This window comes from Pseudomonas sp. D3-10 (assembly GCF_051132175.1).
Taxonomy (GTDB): Bacteria; Pseudomonadota; Gammaproteobacteria; order Pseudomonadales; family Pseudomonadaceae; genus Aquipseudomonas.
In genome coordinates this window covers 1,998,193-2,015,314 of sequence record NZ_CP071668.1, presented here as the reverse complement: position 1 = coordinate 2,015,314, position 17,122 = coordinate 1,998,193, and the positions used below count along the sequence as shown (strand labels likewise).

General features: G+C 62.5%; 15 protein-coding genes. 12 read left to right on the top strand and 3 right to left on the bottom strand.

Features of this window, described 5'->3' with window-relative positions:
* The first annotated feature begins 2 nt into the window (after positions 1–2).
* From J3P90_RS09090 to J3P90_RS09040, 11 genes are all read left to right on the top strand, one after another.
* On the top strand, positions 3–1,595 hold the full coding sequence (locus tag J3P90_RS09090; protein WP_434606689.1) for a GumC family protein: 1,593 nt from the start codon (positions 3–5) through the stop codon (positions 1,593–1,595).
* Positions 1,592–2,695 carry a glycosyltransferase family 4 protein gene (locus tag J3P90_RS09085; RefSeq protein WP_434676164.1) on the top strand — a complete coding sequence of 368 codons (1,104 nt, stop codon included), beginning with the start codon at positions 1,592–1,594 and terminating at the stop codon, positions 2,693–2,695. The genes J3P90_RS09090 and J3P90_RS09085 overlap by 4 nt, the downstream gene beginning before the upstream one ends.
* A complete protein-coding gene (locus tag J3P90_RS09080; protein WP_434676163.1) occupies positions 2,692–4,062 on the top strand; it encodes an O-antigen ligase family protein in 1,371 nt (456 codons plus the stop codon). The genes J3P90_RS09085 and J3P90_RS09080 overlap by 4 nt, the downstream gene beginning before the upstream one ends.
* Complete coding sequence (locus tag J3P90_RS09075; RefSeq protein WP_420765790.1) at positions 4,059–5,018, top strand: glycosyltransferase; 960 nt, start codon at positions 4,059–4,061, stop codon at positions 5,016–5,018. Before J3P90_RS09080 ends, J3P90_RS09075 begins: the two co-directional genes overlap by 4 nt.
* Complete coding sequence (locus J3P90_RS09070; protein ID WP_434676162.1) at positions 5,011–6,147, top strand: glycosyltransferase family 2 protein; 1,137 nt, start codon at positions 5,011–5,013, stop codon at positions 6,145–6,147. The genes J3P90_RS09075 and J3P90_RS09070 overlap by 8 nt, the downstream gene beginning before the upstream one ends.
* A gap of 12 nt (positions 6,148–6,159) precedes the next feature.
* Positions 6,160–7,164 (top strand): polysaccharide deacetylase family protein, encoded by a 1,005-nt coding sequence (locus tag J3P90_RS09065; protein WP_420765788.1) that lies wholly within the window; start codon positions 6,160–6,162, stop codon positions 7,162–7,164.
* Positions 7,161–8,465, top strand: a complete 1,305-nt coding sequence (locus J3P90_RS09060) for a lipopolysaccharide biosynthesis protein (RefSeq protein ID WP_434559711.1) — start codon at positions 7,161–7,163, stop codon at positions 8,463–8,465. Before J3P90_RS09065 ends, J3P90_RS09060 begins: the two co-directional genes overlap by 4 nt.
* A 227-nt stretch (positions 8,466–8,692) precedes the next feature.
* Complete coding sequence (locus tag J3P90_RS09055; RefSeq protein WP_434676161.1) at positions 8,693–10,588, top strand: hypothetical protein; 1,896 nt, start codon at positions 8,693–8,695, stop codon at positions 10,586–10,588.
* Positions 10,585–11,274 carry an N-acetyltransferase gene (locus J3P90_RS09050; protein ID WP_420765786.1) on the top strand — a complete coding sequence of 230 codons (690 nt, stop codon included), beginning with the start codon at positions 10,585–10,587 and terminating at the stop codon, positions 11,272–11,274. Before J3P90_RS09055 ends, J3P90_RS09050 begins: the two co-directional genes overlap by 4 nt.
* Before the next feature lie 5 nt (positions 11,275–11,279).
* Positions 11,280–12,455 carry a GNAT family N-acetyltransferase gene (locus J3P90_RS09045; protein WP_434606705.1) on the top strand — a complete coding sequence of 392 codons (1,176 nt, stop codon included), beginning with the start codon at positions 11,280–11,282 and terminating at the stop codon, positions 12,453–12,455.
* On the top strand, positions 12,427–13,221 hold the full coding sequence (locus J3P90_RS09040) for a ChbG/HpnK family deacetylase (RefSeq protein ID WP_434606708.1): 795 nt from the start codon (positions 12,427–12,429) through the stop codon (positions 13,219–13,221). Before J3P90_RS09045 ends, J3P90_RS09040 begins: the two co-directional genes overlap by 29 nt.
* A gap of 49 nt (positions 13,222–13,270) precedes the next feature.
* On the opposite strand, the gene J3P90_RS09035 is transcribed toward J3P90_RS09040, so the two are convergent.
* On the bottom strand, positions 13,271–13,813 hold the full coding sequence (locus J3P90_RS09035; RefSeq protein WP_434606710.1) for a hypothetical protein: 543 nt from the start codon (positions 13,811–13,813) through the stop codon (positions 13,271–13,273).
* Between the two features lie 94 nt (positions 13,814–13,907).
* Positions 13,908–14,135, bottom strand: a complete 228-nt coding sequence (locus J3P90_RS09030) for a hypothetical protein (protein ID WP_420765782.1) — start codon at positions 14,133–14,135, stop codon at positions 13,908–13,910.
* A gap of 186 nt (positions 14,136–14,321) precedes the next feature.
* Between J3P90_RS09030 and J3P90_RS09025 the strand changes: the two genes are divergently transcribed.
* Positions 14,322–15,260: an alpha/beta hydrolase gene (locus J3P90_RS09025; protein WP_434559717.1), complete on the top strand. Its 939-nt coding sequence runs from the start codon at positions 14,322–14,324 to the stop codon at positions 15,258–15,260.
* 91 nt (positions 15,261–15,351) lie between these two features.
* Here J3P90_RS09025 and J3P90_RS09020 read toward each other — a convergent pair whose 3' ends face one another.
* A complete protein-coding gene (locus J3P90_RS09020; protein WP_420765776.1) occupies positions 15,352–17,094 on the bottom strand; it encodes an ABC transporter substrate-binding protein in 1,743 nt (580 codons plus the stop codon).
* Positions 17,095–17,122: the final 28 nt, after the last annotated feature.

Below are 17,122 nucleotides of genomic sequence, written 5' to 3'. Positions count from 1 at the left end.
ACATGAACCCCAAGGAAAATTATCTGCACGAGTTTTTCAGGATCTTCTTCGCCAACAAGCAGTGGGTGAAGCGCATCTTCCTGGTTTTCGCCGTGATCGCTCTGGTGTTGCCGTTGATGCTCAAGCAGAGTTTCGACATCACCGCCCAAGTGATCGTCCAGTCGAAAAAACTCTCCCAAGGCGACGCCACTACCTCGTTGAACCAGGAAAACGCGACTTTCATTCCGCCGTCCCTGGCGGACATGGAAACCGAGAGCAACATCCTGCGCTCACCGGCGTTGATTCGCGAAACCATCAAGACCCTGCGCGACCAGGGTGAATACACCCCGAGCCCAGGGGCCCTCAATAAATGGGTGAGCGAACCGCTCAAGCGCTACATCACCCAGCCACTGCGTGAATACGTCATCAATCCGCTTCGCGACGGCCTCGGGCTGGAAGTCGATCCGGTACGCGACACGATGCTCGATACCCTCACCGACGAGGCCATCGCGAACCTGAAAATCGAGACCCTGCCCGGCTCGAACGTGATCTCCATCATCTACAGCTTCGGCGATCCCGCCCAGGGCACCCGGTTCGTCGCGCAGCTGCTGGAAAACTACCTCACCGGCCGCCAGGACCTGCAATCGATCGAATTGCCCCAGACCTTCTACGAGCAGAAAAAAGTCCAATACCAGACGCGCCTCGACGGTCTGGAAGGCACCCGGCTCGGCCTGCTCGAAGGCGTCGGTTCCTCCGATCCCAAGGAAGAAATCACGTTTCGCCTGAACGCCATCAATACCGAAGAACAGGCCCTGAACCTGTACCAGGATCGCCTGCTGCAAAGCCAACGCTGGCTCGATTACCTCAAGACCAGCCTGGCAGCGGCGAACAGCTCGCGGTTCAACGACTACACGTTCCCGTTCACCTTCACCACGACCGTGGACAACATCGCCTTCGAGGACCGGGAAATCAGGCAACTGGGTGAACAGCTGACCAGCCAGGTCAGCCGCTACATGAACGACCTGGCGATCTTCCAGCCCAGCAGCGAACCGATGCTGCTGGCCCGCGAACAGATCATGCGCACACGCCAGCAGTTCCTCAAAGTGGTGAACAACCGCATCCAGGAACGCACCACCGACCTGGCCGTCGTCAGCTCGGTGATCAACCAGAAGGTCGAGCGCATCGCGGCCTTCAAGGAACGCATCCACCAGTTACAGGAAACCCAGAGCAAGCTGCGGCAGATGGACACCGAGATCAACGCACTCCACGCGGCGTTCTCCACCTATGCCCAACGGTTCGCCGAAGCCAGTTCCGCGCGCTCGCTGGACAATGACCTGTCCAACGCCCGTGTCCTGAGCCCCCCGTTCGAACCCACCGCGGCGGTATTTCCCAAGCCGATGCTGATTATCCCGTTCGGCTTGTTCTGCGGCCTGCTGCTGGCGATCGCTCTGGTCTACGTGCGTGAGTTCTTCGACCATCGCTTCAAGCATCCTGCGCAAATCAGCCAGCAACTGGACCTGCCGGTCTTGCTGGTGATCAATGAGCAGTCGCCCGAACAGGTCAATCCGCACCGCAACTGGAGCCTGCCAAGCCTTGTCCATTGGGTGAAAAATTGAACGCGCCGTTCGGCCCGTCCCACCGCAGCAGCCCCCTGTCGATCATTCATCTGCTCGACAGCGGCGGCTTCTATGGGGCCGAGCGGATGCTGCTCGATCATTGCCTGGCGACACCGGGGCAGCACCAAGTGCTGTTCCTGGCGGCGCCGCCGACCTTGATCACGCGGTTTCGCCAGGCCGGGGTGGATTGCCGACACTGCGACAGCTTGGGCGAATTGTTGCAGCATCTGCGGCAACGTCGCGCGGACCGGCCGCTGATCAACACCCACAACTTCAAAGGCTTGCTGTTCGGCTGGGCCGCGGCCACGCTGTTGCGCCTGCCCCTGGTGATTACCCAGCACGGCTTCACGCCGCGCAGCACCAAGCAGCGTTTCTACACCTGGTTGAGCCTGCAACTGTGCCGCACCGCGCCGGTCAAGCGCGTGGTCTGCGTCGCCGAAAGCATCGCGGCATTGCACCGCAAGGCCAGCGTCAAGGCGGACAAGCTCGACGTCATTCCCAACGGTTTGCCGGCCGTCACGACACCGCTGCCCCATCGTGACGACAGGCAGCGCTGGCGGGTCGGGTACGTGGGTCGCTTGAGCAGCGAGAAAGGCCCTGACCTGTTCCTCGACGCGATGATCCCGCTCTGCCAGCGCCATGGTTCGCTGCATGCGGTCATGCTCGGCGACGGTCCGGAACGCCAGCCGCTGCTCAAGCGCATCGCCGACGCGGGGTTGCCGACGCGCATCGAGTTGCCCGGTTATCAAACCGACATGAATGATTGGTGGAGCCGCCTCGACGCTTTGGTGATCAGCTCACGCACCGAAGGCACGCCGATGATCCTGCTCGAAGCCATGCAAGCCGGGGTGCCAGTGGTGGCGTTTGGCGTCGGCGGCATTCCCGACATCCTGCAGGACCGCCACAACGGCCTGCTGGCCACGCCGGCCGACAGCGACGAATTGGCCCGCCAGATCGAAACGCTGTTCAGCGAACCGCCCCTGGCGCGGATCCTCGCCGACAACGCCCGGCGCACCCAACGCGACCGCTACGACCTGCGCACGCTGGCCGAACGCTGGTCGCAACTTTATATCCGCACGGCACGGGAGGCTCGACCATGATCGTCCCGCTCTCGATCATCAGTTTGCTGGGGCTGGTCTGCCTGGCATTGCTGGCCAGTCCTTATCCGTTCCTGGCGCCCGGCGCGGTGTTCGGCCTGGTCGGCGTCGCCGTGCTGTACCGCAAGCCCGGCTGGGGCCTGCTGGGCATCGCCGCGCTGGTGCCATTCGAAGGGCTGTTCAAGGAAAACGGATTGTCGGGCAGCAAGTTCTTTGGCCTGGCGCTGATTCTGATCCTGGCACTGCAACTGGCCCTGCACCAGATTCCGGCGACGCGCCTGCGCAGCAATATCTGGAAGCCGCTGGTCGGCTTCATGGCGCTGTATGGCCTGAGCCTGCTGCTGTCGGAAAACATGGACCTGTCCCAGACCCATCTGCGGGAACTGACGGTAGGGCTGATTCTGTTCGTGATCACCTTGTTGATCGGACGCGAGCTGAACCTGGACCTGTTTGCCCGCTTGATGACCGTGAGCGTGTCCACCACGTGCGTACTCGCGATGTTCTCGGCCAAATACCAGGACCAGGGCCGCGCGTCCGGACTGCTGGAGGACCCGAACTCCTTTGCGCTGCTGATCGCGTTCACCATACCGCTGGCCTTGTTGCTGGTACTGCGCAGCCCGAACCTGTTGCACCGGCTGTTCTGGGGCGGCGGTTTCATCCTGCTGCTGGGCGGCATGACCAAGACCGAATCGCGTTCCGGGCTGGTGGTGTTGCTGCTCAGCCTGATGATCGGCTTGTACCACTACCGCGCGCAGCTACCGCGGATTCGTCCACGGCACCTGGGCTTCGCCATGCTCGGGCTGGCACTGATGATTCCCCTGGCAATCGCGGTGATGCCCGCCGGCTACGTGGCACGCATCCAATCGTTGAGCATCCTCAGCGCCGGCGCCAGCGCTCACAAGGATGAATCCCTGGGCCGCCGCGCCTCCTACATCCTGGTGGGCAGCCAGATGATCCGCGAGAACCCCATCCTCGGTTCAGGGCCCGGGACGTTTCCCCTGCACTACGCGCCGACCGGTTATGCCAAGGCCTTCTCGGCCAACCGCAAACTGGGCGACCTGTACCGTCGCGCTCATAACACCTACCTGGAAATATTCAGCGAGATCGGCGTACCGGGCGGGTTGATGTTTGTCGGCATGATCGGTCTTGGCCTCTACAACCTGGTGCGCGCGCGCCAACTCTGGCTCCAGCGTCGGGACTGGGCCCAGGCCGACCTGCTCACACATTTGGGGATGAGTTTCCTGGCGCTGGCCTTGTTCCTGATGTTTCTCAGCGCGCCGAACCACAAGTTGCTGTGGATCATGCTCGCCTTGACCAGTGTGTTGCGCTACGACGCCGAACAATCCGCGCCATGGGAGGCCCGCCCATGAGCCGCGTCAGTATCGTCATCCCGATGTTCAACGAGGCCCGCCACATCGGCCGCACCCTGCTGGCCGCGCAGCAAGCTGCTCGCCAGGCGCAATTGGAATGCGAACTGATCGTGGTCGACAACGGCTCGGACGATCATGGGCCGCGCATCGCCAATGAACTGGGCGCCCGGGTGCTGATTGTGCCCGGCGTTCACATCGGCGCCTTGCGCAACCGTGGCGCGGCGGTTGCCAGCGGTGAGTGGCTGGCATTCATCGACGCAGACATGGAAATGCCCGCCGACTGGCTGAAGCTGCTCGTCGAAATGGAGGGCCGTCAGGGCGATGTGTTGGGACTGGACCTGGACACGCCCCGACACGCGCCTTGGTTCGCCCAGGCCTGGCAACGCCGCAGCCAACGTCCGGGCGCCCGTCCGCTGCATCGAGTGCAGTGGCTGCCCAGCGCCAATCTGTTGATGCGCCGCCGTTGGTTCGAACAGGTCGGCGGCTTCGACGAGACCCTGCGTACCGGTGAAGACAAGGATTTTTCCCTGCGCTTGCGCCAAGCCGGTGCGCAGTTGTTGCTGGTGAACGAAAGCCTGGCCCTGCATTGGGGTTACGAAGGCAGCTGGCGCGAATGGATGAGCAAGGAACTATGGCGCCAGGGCAGCCATTGGCAGTTGCTGCGCAGCCATGGGCCGAGCCTGCGCTTGCTGCGCTTTCCCGCCTTGTCCGTTGGCGCCTGGGGCCTGGATCTGCTGGCGCTCACCGCCCTGCTCCAGGGCCAGGTGCGCCTGGGGTTGACGCTACTGTTCATCAGCACATTGCCGGCCTTGTTTCTCAGCCTGCGCCAGAGCCAGCGCGACCCGCGCCTGGCGTTGCAACTGTGGGCCTTGCACGGGGTGCGCCTGCACCTGACCGGCGCCGCGTTGCTGCTCAATCTTTTTCAATGGAACGTCAGGAGACCCGCCCGTGGCTGAATCCATCTATTGGTCTTGCCTGTTGCTGCCGGTGTACGCCTACCTCGGCTACCCCGTGCTGTTGACCTTGCTGACACCGTTGTTTCCGCTACGGCGCTATGGCAAGCCCCTGCCGATGGACGTCAGCATTGTTATCGCCGCCCACAACGAGGCACGGCACATCGAAGCGAAATTGCGCACGCTGTTGGCCCAGGATTATCCGGCACGCTCGCTGCAAATCATCTTGGCCAGCGACGGTTCCACCGACGACACGGTGGCCTGTGCGCGCAAAATCGGCGACTCACGCATCACCGTGCTCGACCTGCCACGCCAGGGCAAGGCCGCCGCCCTCAATACCGGCGTGGCCCATAGCTACGGCGAGATCCTGGTGTTCACCGATGCCGACAACCAATGGGCCCACGACACCCTCGGCCACCTGCTGGCGCCGCTGGGCGATCCTGAAGTCGGCGCCTGTGCCGGGCACATGGTCATCCCCGTGCCCGGCAAGGGGCTGAGCCTCGGCGACAGTCTGTATCGGCACTACGAAGGGTGGCTGCGCCGGGTGGAAAGCCGCACCGGCTGCATGGTCTCGGCCGACGGCGCCTTGCTGGCCTTGCGCAGGGCTTTGTTCCAGCCGATTCCGGCCCAGGTCAACGATGATTTTTTCCTCAGCACCTGCGCGCCGGCAGCCGGCAAATCCATTGTTTATGCACCCAAAGCGCGGGTGACCGACCAGGGCGTGGACGAAGCCGACAAGCAGTTTCGTCGTCGTCAGCGCGTCACTGTCGGCGGATTGCAGAGCCTGGCCCAGCGCCGGGAACTGCTCAACCCGCTGCGCCATGGGCTCTACGCCATTGGCCTGATCAGCCACAAATTGATCCGCCGCCTGGCGCCGGTGCTGCTGTTGCCGTTGCTGCTGAGCAACGCCTGGCTGTGGAATGACCATCCGTTCTATCGCCTGACGCTGGTGGCGCAACTGCTCGGTTATGCCACAGCGCTGATCGGCTTGCTCGACGCAGGCCACCGCTTGCCTCGGCCATTTCGGTTGGCCGCGTTCGTGCTGGTAACACTGGTCGGCATGAGCATCGGGCTTTGGCAATTCCTGCGAGGCCAGCGCTACAGCCAATGGAACCCCGACCAAAACCGCTAAGGAGTGTGGCCGATGTCGATCAAACATGTTTTCAAGCGCACCGGCGGCTGGCTGTACCTGAACACGTCCATGGGTCGCCATCCATTGCGTGGCGCCGGCGTCATCCTGATGTTGCACCGGGTATTGAACAACGACCGCGCCGCCGAGCTGCCCCACCGCAATGAACTGTGCGTGGGGCCCGAAGCGTTCGAACACCTGTTGATCTGGTTGCAACGGCATTTTGAATGCGTGCCCTTGATGACCTTGCTGCTGGCCGACCCGGAAAGCGTTCCGGACCGTCCTCGGGTGGCCCTGACGTTCGATGATGGCTGGCGTGACAACGCCATGAACGCCTTTCCCCTGCTGCGTCAGTACCAGGTGCCGGCGAGTATTTTCCTGTCCACCGATTTTGTCGGCAGTCGCCAGCATTTCTGGTGGGAAAGCATCGGCGAAACCCTGTGGGGCAGCCACGGGCAAGTGGCGCGGCATTCGCTGATCGAGCACTTGCAGCACGTCGGCCGGCCATTGCCGGTGCTGCTCGACGACATCGACGACGAGCGCCGCAGCCTGGCGCTGCTGCATTACCTGCAAAGCCTCAAGACGCTCGAACCAAGCACGTTGAGCGATCTCACCGAAGCCTGCCCGCAAGGCTCGCAACCCCAGGCGCTGGATTGGCCCCAGGTGCGCATGCTCGAAGATTCCGGGCTGATTCGTTTCGGCCCCCATGGCGCCAGCCACGCGATTCTGACCGGGCTGGACGATCAGCGCCTGCATGAAGAACTGACCCGCAGTTGGACCGCGCTGGAAAATGGCTGCGCCCAGCCGCTGCCGGTGTATTGCTACCCCAACGGTGACAATGATGTGCGCGTGCGCGAGCAGGTGGCGGCCCACGGTTTTCCGTTCGCCCTGGGCACCGAGGCCGGGCTGTATCGCCACGACGGCGACCCGTTGAACCTGCCGCGTTTCGGCGTCAGCCAGCGCAACGCCCATCACCCTGAATTGCTCGCCTGGCGCATTCGCCGAGGAGCCCGTCCATGAGCCGTGCACACTATCTCAAGCATTTGGCGCTAAGCATGGGCACGCGCCTGGCGATGATCGGCCTGCGGCTGTTGCGCAATGTGTTGCTGGCACGAATCCTGGGGCCCAGCGAACGCGGACTGTTCGCGCTGCTCAGCACCCTGCCCGACTTGATCAGCGCCGCCACCAGTGGAGGCCTCAATTCCGCGGTGGGTTACCAGGCGGCGCAGCAGCGCTCCATGGGTCTGTTGCTTTGCCAGGTGTTGGTTTTCGGGTGTCTGCTGGCCGGGTTGCTGACACTGTTGGTGGTGGCGCTGGCGCGTGAGTTCGGCGCTGAGCTGGACATCACCGCGCAGCTGGGATTGCTGGCTTGGCTGCTGTTGCTGGCCGTCCCCCTGACGGTGCTCAAGAGCGGCCTGCTGACATTGCACAATGCTTCCGGCGGCGTAGGCGCGTTCAATGCGCTGCGACTGATGGAATCCCTGGCGCCGTTGCTGCTGTTTGTAGCGCTGTTCTGGATGTGGCAAGACACGGCGCTGGAGGCGGCGCTGATCAGTTGGCTGGCGGGCCTGAGCCTGGTGGTGCTGGCCGGCTGGATGTGGTTGCGGCGCGATCATGTGGTCACCCTGCGCTGGGATCGCACCGGCCAGAACGAACTGTTGCGTTATGGCGCCCGTAGTCATCCGGACCTGTTGTTCCAACAAGTGATGCTGCGCTCGGATTTTTTGTTCATTGGCGCATTGCTGGGCAGCACGGCGCTGGGTCACTACGCCATGGCCAGCGCCGCGGCCGAACTGCTGCTGATCGTGCCCGAAGCGGTCACCACGCCGCTGATGAAACGCCTGCTCCAGCAAGACACCGACATGCAGCGCCTGACCCCGCTGGCCTTGCGCCTGACTGCTACGGTGATGCTCGGTGCCTGCCTGGGCATGGCGCTGATTGGCGAATGGCTGATCATCACCCTGTTCGGCGCCGCCTATCAACCGGCGTACCCGGCGCTGTTGGCGTTGCTGCCGGGATTGTTCGGCCTGTGCTACGCCAGCATCTTGCGCCTGGACCTGCTGGGCAAGAACCGTCCCGGCACCGTTTCACTGCTGATGGGCGTGGGCGCGCTGCTGAATCTGGCCCTGAACCTGATCCTGATCCCGCGCTACGGCATCGTCGGCGCTGCCGCCGCTTCCTCGATCGCTTACCTGGGCGTGACCCTGGCGCTGCTGACGATGTACTGCCGTCTCAGCGGTGTGGCGCTGTGGCAGACACTGATCATCCTGCCCAGCGATTTGCTGCCGATGCGCCAGATGTTGTTGGGGAAATCCGCGTGAATATCGTCGCCCGCCAGACCGCCATCGCGAGCAAGCTCGCTCCCACAGGCGCCGGTTGCGTCCAGCCGAGTTCCCCTGTGGGAGCGAGCTTGCTCGCGATGGCGGTGGGTCAGCTTGCTGTGATGATGAAGCTAACCGCCTCTTCGCGAGAAGGCTGGCTCCCACAGAGGAAAATGGCCGCGGGTCTATGTCTTCTGGTATTGGCCACCTCGGCCCATGGCGCGTCCATGCACTGGACCAACATCCGCGACGGCAGCCTGTATCTGCAAACCGATCGCCCGGACCAAGTGACCGTCCGCTGGGTTCCGGCCTGGCAGGCCGAGGCCAATACCGAACACCTGTATCTGCTCAACGGCCAAGGCCGGTTAGTGGGTGAGCGCCTGGTCAAGGCTGCCCAAGTGCGCGGCGAGCAGCAATGGCCGCTGTTGCCCGGGGCGGCCAGCTATCGGTTGGAGATCCCCGGCTACAGTTTCCGGCGCTATACGGTCGAACACGATGCCCGCACCCGCGCGCTGTTCGCCCCGGCCAAAGTGCACTTCAGCTCGGAAACACACGATGGTGATGAGCTTTATTTCAAAGTCGCAGCCGGCGAACAGGCTGTGCTGGCCGGCAAATTCCACGGCGGCGTGCGTGCGCTGCAAGCCCGGCGCGTTGCCGATGGCAAGCAGGTGCAACTGAACCTCAAGCCCTACCGGGCCTATTGGCAATTCGACACAGTGGCCCTGCCGGTGGCGGACGCGGACCAGGTCTGGCGCCTGCATCTGCAAGGCAACGGCAAGGCAGCGTTCTGGCTGGACGGCACCGCCAACCTGTTCGCCCAGGACCCGGCGCAACTGCAGCCGCTGCGCCAGGATCCGGGGCGAACCCACCTGACGCTTCACGCCGATGTACTCGGCACGACTCCAAAGCTGGGGATGTCCCTGCCCTACGTACTGCCTCCGCCCTCCAGCTACGCCGTGCTCGATGCGCTGACCCCCCGGGCGGCCAGCTATTACAGCCTCGTCGATGTCACGGCGGCCAAGGCCGATCATGAGGACGCGTTTCGACGTCTGTACCAGGATCGCTTTGGCATCACCCAAGACATCACTCTGCTCGCTGGCAGCCAGCGCAGGGCCGATCTGCAAGCCGACCGGACCAGCGGCAACGGCCTGCAAGCCTGGCTCGAATCGACCCGCGCCCTGGGCGGCAAAGGCATCCACTATCTCAGCTTTGCCGATGAGCCGAACCTCAACTATCCCGACTTCGACAGTTTCCAGCAGGTGTTCCAAAGCCTGTCCGCCCAGGTCCGCGCCAACCCTGCCAACAGCCGCGCCGGCGTCCGCATCGCCATACCGGCCAGTTCGCGGTTCACCAACGGTCCATTGGCCGAGAACGCCGCAGACAAACGTGGCATCGACTGGGCACGACGGCTGCTGGAAACATCGAGCGCCCAGATCGACGCCCTGGCCTGGCATGAATGGATGATCCGCGACCTGCTGGCGACCCGCGTCTATCGCAACAGTGTTCGTCGGGCCGCCAACCTGGTGGGATTGGACAACCAGGGCCGGCCGCGCAAAGCCTTGCTGCTGGACCAGACCAATATGTCCAGCGGATCAAGCCTCAGCCCTTACGACCAGGAAACCCATTACGCCGCCCTGTGGTGGACGTCGGTGGCCATCAACGCCTCGGCCGACGGCTGGCTGGACATGCTCAACTGGTTCATGTCCGCCGACGAACCGGAGTACCCCAAGGGCATGGTGCGGATACTGGACAACCAACGCTTCGAGCTCAAGCCGGTGGGGTTGGTCCAGCAATTCATCCAACAGCATTGGCTCGGCCAGGTGCTGCGCATGGACAACGATGCGTTTGAGGTCGATGCACTGGCCATGGCCAACGGCCTGGAGCGCAGCCTGCTTGGCGTGAACAAAAGCGTCCGGGCCCATCAAGTCAGCCTCGACGGCATGACCTGTCCGCAGCCCGGCGCTGCCCTGGTTTATTTCGGCCCGGACAACATCAGCCGCAACGTTCCATTCGAATGCAAAGCCGGCCAACTCGGTTTCCTTTTGCCAGGTGAAACCGTCTTCGCCCTGAGCTGGACGGCCTCTGTTTTTCCTCAACCCGCCACCCGTCAGGAGGCACCATGAAAGCTCTGCAAAAATTGCGCGACCGCATTCAGAAAAAAGGCTTGCGCTCGGTTATCAAACTGCTGGTACGCCGCTTCGTGTTCTTCCATTCGCGACTGGTATGGCTCGAACACGATGTAAGGATCCCGCTCAAACCGCATAACCTGCGGCCCTACCCACCGGTGCGCCGCGAGTTCATCACCGTCAGCAATGCCGATGCCTTCGCCACGCATTTCGGCGACCGTGTCGAAACCATGCGCGAGTTGGCAGCCGAAGGCTATACAGGGTTCATGTACCTGGATGACAAGGGCAACACCGTGGGGTTTGCCTGGGCGAGCACGCGAGACTATTTCGATCGCCATTTCTATCGCTGCTGGTTTCCGGTCAAGCCCGGTGAATACTTTCAGTTCGGTGGCGAGATGACCCGTGCCTACTGGGGTTCGCAGCTGTCGGCGGATGTCCAGGCCGACGTTTGGAAAGTCATGGCTGACCAGGGTTGCAACAAGATGGTCGATGTCTGCGACCTGGAAAACACCCCGGCGATCAAGATGCATATACGCATGGAGTTCGTGGAGCGTGGGCAGATCACCCATGTGTACTGCCTGTTTGGACGCTTTCGGTTTTTCCGCGATACGTTCTACACCGGCTCGGTACTGGACGCCTTCCGTAAACCGGCTCGGCCGGTTGCATCGACTGCGACGGCTTGATGCTCATGGCGATCCGGTTCCAATGGTATGGCTCTCTGAGCGCGGCGGATTTCCCTGTAACGGCTTTTGAACAGCTGCGCGCACAGGTGACCGACGCAACGCCGTTCAACACCTTGGCCTGGCTGCAAGCATCGGAGTTCGCGCTGTTGCCCGACCAGCAGTTGCATGTTCTGCTGGGCTGGCAGGACCAGGACCTGCTGCTGTGCCTGCCATTGATCAGCGGACAGGAGCGTGTCGGCGGCCTGCGGTTCCGGGTCTTGCATCACCTGGGTTACCCCTTGGCCGACCGTATCGCCTTACTGGCGCGCCTGGACGCCGACGGCATGGGCCAGGCGCTGACGCAGATCCGCCAGTATTTACCGCATGCGCTGCTGCAATTGAACGAAGTGGTCGAGCCGGTGGGCGAGCAAAGCGTGCTCAGTGCATGGATGGCGATGAGCTCCACCGGGGAGCGGCGGCTCAGTTGCCGGGTTCCGGTGCACTTGATCAGTGCCAGCGATCACCAGGAAATTTCCGGCGACCCACGCTACAAGTTGCGCCGGGCGCGCAAGCGAATCGCCGCGTGTGGTGCACAGATTCGCCGCATCACGCCGGACGCCATCGGCATGGGGCCGCTGCTGCGGACCCTTGCCGAGGTGGAGGCCGCCAGCTGGAAAGGCGAGGAAGGCGTCGGCATCTTCGCCGACCCCAGGCGTCGGCAATGGATGAACCATGCCTTCACCGCCCTCGCCGCCCAAGGCTTGGTGCGGGTGGTGACGCTGGAGCTGAACGGCGAATGCATCAGCTATCGCCTGGGCCTGTTGGATCAAGGGCGACTATATGACTACAACCTGGCGTTCCTGCCGCAGCACGCCGACCTGGGCAGCGGCCGCGTATTACTCGAGGAATGGATTCGCTGGGGGCTGGACGACAACTGGCGGTGGATCGACGCTTCACGGGTCAGCCTGGAAAATTCGAGCCATCAACTGCACGAACGTATGACCGGACAACTGGAACATTGGCGTTGGAGTTTTTATTCCTGGCAGCCCGATGGCCTGCTCATGGGATTCGCCTTGCGGCTATGGAAAAGCCTGAAGCCTTGGCTAGGCAAGCGCCGGGCCAGACCGACCGCGACGACGGCCTCGTCCTCTTCCAAGCGCCAGGAAAACACACATGCCTCGCCAAGTGATCATCAACGCTGACGATTTCGGACTCAGCCTCAGTGAAAACGAACTGATCCTGCGGGCGTTCGAAGCAGGCGTCATCAGCTCCGCCACCGCCATGGCCAACATGCCGGCCTTCGACCAGGCCTGTGAACTGTCCCGGCACCCGTTGCTTGAAGGACGCATCGGGTTGCATTTCAATCTCAGCTACGGACCGCCACTAAGCCAGGCAATCAGGGCGCGACGGAGGTTTTGCAATGCCAACGGCGAATTCGACCTCAACCTGTCACGCTACTGCCTGCACTTGGGAGCGGCCGATCTGGCAGCGGTGCAAGCAGAACTTCAGGCGCAATGGCAGCATTGCCTGGACCGCGGCCTGCGCCCCAGCCACCTGGACTCGCATCAACACGTGCATAACATCTGGCCCGTCGGAGAACTGGTGGCACGCTTCGCAGCGCGACAAGGCGTGCCTATGCGCCTGGCACGCAACCTCGGCCCCAACCTGAGCGTGCCCAAGCGCATCTTCAAGACGCTGCTCAACCATCGTCTGCGCCAGCTCTGCGGCGCAACCGCCGATTACGTCTGCACCCCGGCGGACCTGCACCACGCCGCACCGCCGGTCCATGGCTCGCTGGAAGTGATTGTCCATCCACTGGAACTGGACGGGGATTTTGGCGATGCCAGCCTGGCGCCTGGCAATTCATTGACCCAAGTGCTTCAGCGGCGCCTGGCGGGGGTGCCAAAGGTCGGGTATGGCGGGAATGGCCGCAGGTTGGCGCTGGTTGAATTTGGGGATGTGCACTGAAGGGGCACGTGGCGAGGGAGTTTGCTCCCTCGCCACGGAGGGGCGTGTGTCAGTGGTGCAGGCTTGCCCGCGCCAGCGAGGCGCGGCGATCGATGGCTTCGCGCAGTCGACGTTTTTGCTCCTCCCATACGTCGGCATCGACCCGGGCCGAACGCATCAATGCGAGCATCGCTTGCTTGGCGTTGACGTATTCAGCCCATGCATCCCGAGCCTTGAGCCGGAGTCGTTCTTCATCGCTCATGTCCATGCGCCGCAGGGCCAAGGCGCATTCGTCCTTGATCAAGGGGCCCAGGGTCGTCTGGATCTTGTGCGGTGCCTTGAAACCTGCCGTACCGGCGACGATTTCCCGCGCCCGGCCCAAGCCCCACTCCAACGCCTGGCACAGCGGCTCGCGCATGCTCCGGTCATGGAATTGCTCGACCCAAACGGCGCCGTTCGGACGATAGACACAGACGAAGACCTGCGTGACGGACTGGTGATTGATCCTCGCCTGGACCTCGACATGGGTGCCGTCGTCGAGGATTTCTTCATGGTTGCGGCCCGGCAGCCGACTGTTCACCCAAAGCCAATACTGTGCGCTTCTACGTCGCATCCCGTCGCCCTCCCCTAAGGAACAGGCAGTAAGGCACACGGGTGGAGTAATTTCCAGTTGCGCAAAGGGCCCTCCGGACGAATGACAGGCTTGCCTAGCGGTCGAGCTTTTTCTCCACTTGAGCCACCTCGTCCTGCAGTTTTTCGGCATCCTGCTCGTGGCTTTTGATCGACTTGGGCGTGATGGTCTTATCCACCTTGTCGGTCGCCGGATCGGGGTGGTGAACGTCGCGCTCCACCACTGGCACCGGGGCGCCGGTGGCATCCTTGGCGGGTGCATGATTGTCGGCTTGGGTTTGTCCTTTGGAATGTTCGTTCGTCATGGCGTCGTCCTCGGTAAGGATGGATATTGAGTTTCGAGTGGGACGAAACGGCGAGAGTTCGATCGGCTTGCACTCGCCCTCCCAAGGCAGAGCGAGGCACCCAGTGGCAAGTTGCCCGAAACTCCTGCGCGCCCCTGCGCGAATCTGCTAAAAGGCAACTTCTGTTACCCGTAGCGAATCGCATCGATGCCTTCTTTATTCTCTCGTCTCAAACAGCGCTGGCTGGCCTGGTCGTTCATGGTCGCGATAGTGGCCGGTTTGCCGGTGGGCTGTGCAGTGTTGCAACACAAGGAGCGTGAGCTGGTGTTTCGCATCGAGCCGGGGACGGCGAGCTGGTTCAGTGGCCTTCCCAGCGGTGTGCAGGAATTCGATCTCAAGCCCAAGCAGCTCAGGGCAGGGGAAAACATTCACGGCTGGTGGTGGCCGGCCGAACGCAAGGACGCGCCGGCCATCCTGTACCTGCACGGCGTGCGCTGGAACCTGACGGGCCAGTTGTTTCGCATCCAGCAGCTGAGGGCCTTGGGCTATTCGGTGCTGGCGATCGATTACCGTGGCTTCGGCAAAAGCCAGGGCGACCTGCCATCGGAATCCAGTGTCTACGAGGACGCGCGTATCGCCTGGGAGCGCCTCGAAACGCTGCAACCGGACCCGGCCTTGCGGCTGATCTACGGTCATTCACTGGGCGGTGCCGTCGCGGTTGATCTCGCTGCGGATCTGGCTCAGAAAGCCGCGAGCAGTGGCAGCGCCGTACCGGCCAGGGGCCTGGTGATCGAATCCACGTTTACGTCGTTGGGTGATGTCGCCACTGCGATGGCGGACACATCCTTGCCGGTGCGCTGGTTGCTGTCGCAGAAGTTCGATTCCATCGACAAGATCGGCCAGATCAACATGCCGCTGCTGATTGTCCACGGTGCCGCCGACCGCTACGTACCGCCGCGTTTCAGCGAGCAGTTGTTCAACGCCGCCCGCGAACCCAAGCGTTTGCTGTTGGTGCCAGGAGCCACGCACAACAACAGCATGAGCCTGGCGGGCCGCACGTATCGCCAGGCGCTGGATGCGTTGATGAAACCCCAGCCAACACCGGTGGCCAAACACGCTCAAGCAAGCGCCGCCAAGGCGGGTTGATGCGCAAATCCCACGGGGGATTGGTTTTGAGTTCAAACTCGCGAAAAAAAAACGGCACCTTTCGGTGCCGTTTTCTCATTGCCGTGCAGCGTTATTTACGCGCCGCTTCCCACGATTTCAGCAGCTCGGTGTAGCTCACGGTTTCACCTTTAGGTTTCTCGTTCGCCAGTTTCGGCTTCGGTGCGCCCGGCTGATCGAACCAGTATTGCGCGTCGCGCTCAGGGTTCATCTTAGGTGCGCAGGTGGCTTGAGCCTTGGAGCGTTCCAGACGCGTCATGATGGCGTCCTGGTCCTTGGCCAAGCCATCGAGGGCTTGTTGCGGAGTTTTCTCGCCGCTGGCCGCTTCGGCGATGTGGCTCCACCACAACTGCGCCAGGCGTGGGTAGTCCGGCACGTTGGTCCCGGTCGGCGACCATTGCACGCGGGCCGGGCTGCGGTAGAACTCCACCAGGCCACCGAGCTTCGGCGCCAGGTCGGTCATCGCTTGGGAGTTGATGTCCGATTCGCGAATCGGCGTCAGGCCAACGATCGTCTTTTTCAGCGACACGGTCTTGGAGGTTACGAACTGTGCGTAGAGCCAGGCCGCGAGGCGCTGTTTCTCAGGCGTGGACTTCATGAACGTCCAGGAACCCACGTCCTGATAGCCCAGCTTCATGCCCTCTTCCCAATACGGACCGCGTGGCGAAGGCGCCATGCGCCATTTCGGCGTGCCGTCGGCGTTCACCACCGGCAGACCCGGCTTGGTCATGTCGGCGGTGAAAGCGGTGTACCAGAAAATCTGCTGGGCGATGTTGCCCTGGGACGGCACCGGGCCGGATTCGGAGAAGGTCATGCCCGCCGCTTCCGGTGGCGCGTACTTCTTCATCCAGTCCACGTACTTGGTGGTGGCGAACACGGCCGCGGGGCCGTTGGTGTCCCCGCCACGGGTCACGCTGGAGCCCACTGGATGGCAGTCCTCGACGCGGATACCCCACTCGTCCACTGGCAAACCGTTGGGCAGGCCCTTGTCGCCGCCGCCGGCCATGGAGAACCAGGCATCGGTGAAGCGCCAGCCCAAGGACGGGTCTTTCTTGCCGTAGTCCATGTGGCCGTAGACGCGCTTGCCGTCGATCTCCTTGACGTCCTCGGAGAAGAACTTGGCGATGTCTTCATAAGCCGACCAGTTCACTGGCACACCCAGCTCGTAGCCGTACTTTTCCTTGAACTTGGCCTTCAGGTCCGCACGCTCGAACCAGTCGGCGCGGAACCAGTACAGGTTGGCGAACTGCTGGTCCGGCAGTTGATAGACCTTGCCGTCCGGCGCGGTGGTGAAGGAAATGCCGATGAAGTCCTTCAGGTCCAAGGTTGGCGAAGTGAAATTCTTGCCTTCGTTGGCCATCAGGTCGGTGATCGACTCGGTCTTGCCGTAGCGAAAGTGCGTACCGATCAGGTCCGAGTCGTTGACCCAGCCGTCATAGATATTCTTGTCCGACTGCATCTGGGTCTGCAGCTTCTCCACCACGTCGCCTTCCTGCAGCAGGTCGTGGGTCAGCTGGATCCCGGTGATTTCGTTGAAGGCCTTGGCCAGCACCTTGGATTCATACTCGTGGGTGGCGATGGTTTCCGACACCACGTTGATTTTCATCCCGCGAAACGGCTCGGCCGCCTTGATGAACCACTTCAACTCTTCGAGCTGCTGCTCGGCTGTCAGCGTCGACGGCTTGAATTCACTGCCGATCCATTTTTTAGCGGCGTCTTCATAGGCGTCGGCCCAGGCCGTAGCGCTCAGCCCGCTGAGTGCCAGCGCGGCTGCCAATGAAACGCTATGTCGCAGCTTATTGTTTTTATCGAACATAGAGACCTCCTGTTTGGGTTTAAGAGCC

Coding starts and splice junctions, on each gene's coding strand:
- J3P90_RS09090 (WP_434606689.1), top strand. CDS start 3: ATGAACCCCAAGGAAAATTATCTGCACGAGTTTTTCAGGATCTTCTTC.
- J3P90_RS09080 (WP_434676163.1), top strand. CDS start 2,692: ATGATCGTCCCGCTCTCGATCATCAGTTTGCTGGGGCTGGTCTGCCTG.
- J3P90_RS09075 (WP_420765790.1), top strand. CDS start 4,059: ATGAGCCGCGTCAGTATCGTCATCCCGATGTTCAACGAGGCCCGCCAC.
- J3P90_RS09065 (WP_420765788.1), top strand. CDS start 6,160: ATGTCGATCAAACATGTTTTCAAGCGCACCGGCGGCTGGCTGTACCTG.
- J3P90_RS09060 (WP_434559711.1), top strand. CDS start 7,161: ATGAGCCGTGCACACTATCTCAAGCATTTGGCGCTAAGCATGGGCACG.
- J3P90_RS09055 (WP_434676161.1), top strand. CDS start 8,693: ATGCACTGGACCAACATCCGCGACGGCAGCCTGTATCTGCAAACCGAT.
- J3P90_RS09050 (WP_420765786.1), top strand. CDS start 10,585: ATGAAAGCTCTGCAAAAATTGCGCGACCGCATTCAGAAAAAAGGCTTG.
- J3P90_RS09045 (WP_434606705.1), top strand. CDS start 11,280: ATGGCGATCCGGTTCCAATGGTATGGCTCTCTGAGCGCGGCGGATTTC.
- J3P90_RS09040 (WP_434606708.1), top strand. CDS start 12,427: ATGCCTCGCCAAGTGATCATCAACGCTGACGATTTCGGACTCAGCCTC.
- J3P90_RS09035 (WP_434606710.1), bottom strand. CDS start 13,813: ATGCGACGTAGAAGCGCACAGTATTGGCTTTGGGTGAACAGTCGGCTG.
- J3P90_RS09030 (WP_420765782.1), bottom strand. CDS start 14,135: ATGACGAACGAACATTCCAAAGGACAAACCCAAGCCGACAATCATGCA.
- J3P90_RS09025 (WP_434559717.1), top strand. CDS start 14,322: ATGCCTTCTTTATTCTCTCGTCTCAAACAGCGCTGGCTGGCCTGGTCG.
- J3P90_RS09020 (WP_420765776.1), bottom strand. CDS start 17,094: ATGTTCGATAAAAACAATAAGCTGCGACATAGCGTTTCATTGGCAGCC.